Source organism: Vibrio sp. D420a (genome assembly GCF_030248625.1).
Lineage (GTDB): Bacteria > Pseudomonadota > Gammaproteobacteria > Enterobacterales > Vibrionaceae > Vibrio > Vibrio fortis_A.
Genome location: NZ_JAHGAN010000062.1, coordinates 1 through 4,029, shown reverse-complemented (window position 1 = coordinate 4,029; position 4,029 = coordinate 1). Strand labels below are relative to the sequence as shown.

Sequence of the window (4,029 nt, the reverse complement as noted above, 5' to 3'; positions counted from 1 at the left end):
AAACCGAATATGAAAACTACTCTGCTTAAGTAGAAACTTAAGCAGCATAAAGAGTTAAACCCACCGGGTCATTGCAGACGCTAATGATGGAGATAGGTCAAGACCACTTGCGGAGAGCCTGTTAATGCGGCGGATACACGAGAGGTCATCTAACGAATGAGGCACCGCAGTCGCGCAAAGTCATCAGGGCCACAACGTATGCGAATCGTCGATAAGTAGGCCGAATGTAGAGCGGCAATCCAAAACCCATCAACATAAGTTTAGCGGATGTTTGACAACTGGGGGAGACCATATATGTGAGCAACGTAATACCGAAGCTTCCGCTTACTATCTTAGTCACCAAAACTAGCGCATAGTGAAAATGCCAAGTGTTACAAATCAACCTTAAACAATTTTTATGAGTACTTAGTTTGAATCTCCCTCAAAAGGCTCAATACGGACTGTTCTATAAGTGGTTCAAGATCTGCAAAACCAAACTCAGGTCTAATATGAAGGATTGAGTTAAAATGTAGTAGACCTCTAATATACCTGCTCCAACTAAGCTTGTTTGTTGAACGCAATGTTTCAATTGTCTCACCACTAACCAAAGAAATAACATCAAACTCTATTGTCACTAGAGGGCGCCAACCTAAGATTGCTCCGAAGCCAAACAATAACGAACCTCTTCTATGAAATGGCACACGAACAGCGAGAGCAATATCGTGTGTAGTGAAACCATCTTCAGGCACCGAACTCAATGGCAATAGTTCTACTAGTTTGAAGCGAATATCATCAGTTAAACTGACACTATCGGATGACATGGAGTATTCATCTATAACTTTTAACAGATCTCTTCTAGGCGAAACTTTTATTGAATCTAAATATACAACCACTGAAACTCCATTGTACTTGTAACGTTCTGTTAAGGTATGAGTAACGCATTACCGGTTCCGCTTCAGTCGCCTTCAACACTAAAAACAACGTATGATTAAAATGCCACGCGCCAGATATCAACCTTAAATAATTTGTGACAAAGCGGATTTAAAGACAATATCATGGCCTTCTACTTCAATTACCCCAAAATCGCCTTCTATAGAAAGGATGCCTTGTAAATAAGACACTCCTTCAACTTCACCTAATGTCGGAATGCCGCTTAAAGTCGTCTTTCTAGCAGATAACTGCATTCCCTTAAAACGAACCGTTATCGCTTGACCTTGCATATTACTGACAAAGAGTTTGACCTTCTGTTCGGACTCCAAAAGGAATAGCATTTCAATATAGGCATCATCAAAACTCTGATTCAGCGAGAGTAACTCAGAATCAATTAGACAATTTAGTTCCATATTTTTCCAGGCGTTAACCCCCTTTTTAAATACCTAGCAACGTTACCATCTACCCAAAATATTGGGCCGTAAGCACTGAAAGTGATTCAAACAGAGAGTACCACACGTCGTGGTTCACTCTAATTTACTACTAGGCTAATATCTACGCCTATCCACGCTACTATTGATAGTAGCTATTGACGTTACAAACCCTTCATAAGCCGGATAAGATAATGACATAACACTCTCAGTCGTTTCTGAAAACACTAGCTCACGATCTAAATCGTACTCAAACTGACTATTAATAGTCATATTGATAGCCATTTTAAGTTTATCAAGCTTAACTTCCATATCCCCGCTCGCGGTAGATTCGATAAATGCTGTACCATCTTTAATCTTGACCAACTTTCGAGTTCCATCAACAACCATAGAAACCTTCATTTCAGGATGTAATGGCACGTCCATCGTAGCTTCAAATGGATACACACTTCCTAGCTCATACTTTTTGTGGTAAATCGAAAGTTCCTTATTAGGAAGTTCAAGCATTCTCTTTATCGAATCTTCTATTAGCTCATTCGACTGAGGTGTTTGAACCACGACATCAGAATAGGCACCATTCTTAGAAAGAGTCCCTTCAACAGAGATACCAACCATGTCCATATCACTCGGAATTTCTAATGCTATATACTCACCATTAATTTTTTGATACCTCTCAAATTGGGTAAATATCGTACGAAACATCCACTGGGCATTTTCGTCACTTATTACAACCTTAGTTTCTTCACTACTTATTTCTTTAGTATCGATAATGCTTGGGAACTGTGCTCTTACATCGATAGGAAGACTATCCAGATTTCCATCAAAACTAATATACATTTGACTTTCTTTAGTCTCACTAGTGACAGTTGTCGTATTCGGTTTATGTTCATCAACCAAAACCGCATCAGCCATCACTGGCAGTGATATAATATATAACGCTGTTAAAAATTTAACGCTACTCTTCATATTACTCTCTATAATCCACTAATTAACCTAAAGCCAAGCGCTTCAAATCACTCTTAAATACTTGTTATTTTTGTAGTTTTACTGCTGTGCCAAACACTAATATTTCTGATGCCCCATCAGTAACTGAGCTAGTTGTGAATCGTATTCCCACTATTGCATCAGCATTTAACTTTTGTGCATCTTCTATCAATCGCTCTACCGCTATATTTCGAGCTTCCATCAACATCTCGGTATAGCCTTTGAGTTCGCCGCCTACAATACCTTTTAAACCAGCCATGATATCTCGACCAACATGTTTAGACTGAACCACGTTGCCATTGACGATACCTAATACAGCCTCAATTTCCTTGCCAGGAACAGTTTCCGTTGTCGTATAAATCATAATTTCTCCTCAGAACATAAGTCCTTGTTTAGGTGTGAGGCACGCTATGCCAATGCCTCCGCATACCATCTTAACTACTAAAACCGCAGCATAATAAAAATGCCACGCGTTGACAGTCTGCTTAGATTGCTTGTTAGAATTTAATATCCAAAAACTATAATTTAACGCCTTTCTTCTAGGGCGAAAAGTACAAGGCACATTCTAATGAAGACAGTCCCTCACAAATGGCTGTTTGTATATCTAATTCTTTCTGAGTTTTCTTAGGCTTCCTGGGATTCTTTTTATGAAGCTCTTGAATAACTAAATACCCCCAATAACCTCTTCGTGCAGTGGCAAAAATTTCGTCTCCAACTGAAAAATAATGAGATCCTATGTTGTGTAAATCATATGTAAGATCTCTTTCGCCGTCGTTTATACAGAGGTACTTTACTGTTCCACTTTTAACTGAACGCTCACCTTTACAAGTAACCGTATAATTGATTTTTACTACTTCGTCACTCATATAATTTTCGTTAGAAATTGACATGCCGATTCTTATAAAAATAAACAGTGGAATGACCCAAATGGTCATGAGCGAGTTACTAACTAGGGGTTTTCCATATTGTCTATGTTCCACAATTATGTTTTCGGCACGTTTGTCTTTTTTTAATTTATAGATATATAAAAAAGCAGTTAAAGTAACGGCTAGGAAAGCTGAAACATAAGTGAAAGCACCATTGTCGAGAGTATTGTGATATACCGAAAATCTTGCCTTAAACACGAGAATCGATACAAAAACCAATGGGGCTATAAATGATATAAACTGAATGCTGCCTCCTAAAATTCTAACGCTGCATTAAGGGGTGGACAATGCTTCCACCCAACTTAAAACCTGTGCCCTAAACACTGACTCAGATTTGGATAAAAATGGCCAAGCGTTAGGAGTCCCAACCTGTTAAGCGATTTGTTATGGTGATTTACTTCGTACTTGCTTGGATAATGAGTAATTCGATTTCTGAGTCAGACGTATTCACTAAGCCATGTGTACCGTGAGGTTTATTCACAATCATATCTCCAGAAGTTACCTTTCTAGACTCTCCCTCAATAGTCATTGTCCCTTCACCTTTTAAAATAATATACATTTCTTCATCATCACCATGAGTGTGCTCTCCCATTGAGCTTCCCGGTGGCATTACAACTCTAATGGCAAAATCCCAAGCTCCTGAAAAATCTTTGCGTCTAAATGCTCGGTAGATATCAATTGAGCCTTCACCGCCATGGCTGTTTTTATCGACTTCTTTATCACAACTGTAAAAATTACGTATCATTTATTCTTAGTTTCCATTCATAGACATAATGACC

6 protein-coding genes are annotated in these 4,029 nt (G+C 38.6%); all 6 read right to left on the bottom strand.

The window, feature by feature from the left end:
• Positions 1-395: 395 nt before the first annotated feature.
• The 6 genes from KI743_RS23365 to KI743_RS23335 all read right to left on the bottom strand — a co-directional run bounded on the left by KI743_RS23365 (position 396) and on the right by KI743_RS23335 (position 3,995).
• Positions 396-872: a hypothetical protein gene (locus tag KI743_RS23365; RefSeq protein ID WP_285468463.1), complete on the bottom strand. Its 477-nt coding sequence runs from the start codon at positions 870-872 to the stop codon at positions 396-398.
• Positions 873-995: 123 nt separating this feature from the next.
• Positions 996-1,322, bottom strand: coding sequence for a hypothetical protein (locus KI743_RS23360; RefSeq protein ID WP_285468462.1), 327 nt, complete (start codon positions 1,320-1,322; stop codon positions 996-998).
• Positions 1,323-1,457: 135 nt separating this feature from the next.
• Positions 1,458-2,306 (bottom strand): hypothetical protein, encoded by an 849-nt coding sequence (locus KI743_RS23355; RefSeq protein ID WP_285468461.1) that lies wholly within the window; start codon positions 2,304-2,306, stop codon positions 1,458-1,460.
• A gap of 64 nt (positions 2,307-2,370) precedes the next feature.
• Complete coding sequence (locus KI743_RS23350) at positions 2,371-2,688, bottom strand: heavy metal-binding domain-containing protein (protein WP_285468460.1); 318 nt, start codon at positions 2,686-2,688, stop codon at positions 2,371-2,373.
• Between the two features lie 175 nt (positions 2,689-2,863).
• Positions 2,864-3,448, bottom strand: a complete 585-nt coding sequence (locus KI743_RS23340) for a hypothetical protein (protein ID WP_285468459.1) — start codon at positions 3,446-3,448, stop codon at positions 2,864-2,866.
• 196 nt (positions 3,449-3,644) lie between these two features.
• Complete coding sequence (locus KI743_RS23335; protein WP_285468458.1) at positions 3,645-3,995, bottom strand: cupin domain-containing protein; 351 nt, start codon at positions 3,993-3,995, stop codon at positions 3,645-3,647.
• Positions 3,996-4,029 lie beyond the last annotated feature (34 nt).